The organism is Pantoea stewartii subsp. stewartii (genome assembly GCF_008801695.1).
Taxonomy (GTDB): domain Bacteria; phylum Pseudomonadota; class Gammaproteobacteria; order Enterobacterales; family Enterobacteriaceae; genus Pantoea; species Pantoea stewartii.
On record NZ_VZPF01000216.1, the window covers coordinates 1 to 639 of the forward strand.

A 639-nucleotide genomic window follows, 5' to 3' on the forward strand; every position below is an offset into this window, starting at 1 on the left:
TTGGTAGAAAACGCTGATGCCAGACAGAACACCGTCATACGCAAGCATGTAACGCATTGATTTTATGTTATCTGAAACAACCGTTTTCATAGTACCACAGCATAAAATCCATTTATTCAACAAAGCCGTGTGGAGCTGATAGAAGTACCTTCAAAATCCCTGAAAGCCACACCATTAACTAGTAATGATTCTGTTACTGCAGGAGACTGATGCACCTTTTGACGATGCTCAGGAAAGCCGTCACCTATGTTACGCAGATCTGAAATTCCATAAAGCGTGGTCACAGCCTGCACATCAGCGGACTGGCTGAGGAAATTGCCGTGATCAAATGATTTATCGCCATCAGTGGTACCGAGCATCTGAGCCAGCCATCCTCCAGCAGAATCACCTAATACACCAATTCGCGAGGGGTCAATTCCATAATCGGGGGCATGTTGACGAAGGTACCTTACTGCTGATTTAGCATCTATTAATTAATGGCGCAGGGAAAATATCCGGGATTGTCCTGTATTCGGCTTTGTTGAATAATAGGTAATCATTCTGTTTTGTCTGCACTGTTTTGGTAGAAAACGCTGATGCCAGACAGAACACCGTCATACGCAAGCATGTAACGCATTGATTTTATGTTATCTGAAACAA

At 43.3% G+C, this 639-nt stretch carries 1 pseudogene; it reads right to left on the reverse strand.

Annotated elements, in window-relative coordinates:
• Window positions 1-128 precede the first annotated feature (128 nt).
• Window positions 129-516: pseudogene (locus F7Q90_RS25810) on the reverse strand (alpha/beta hydrolase fold domain-containing protein); the annotation flags it as partial.
• Window positions 517-639: the final 123 nt, after the last annotated feature.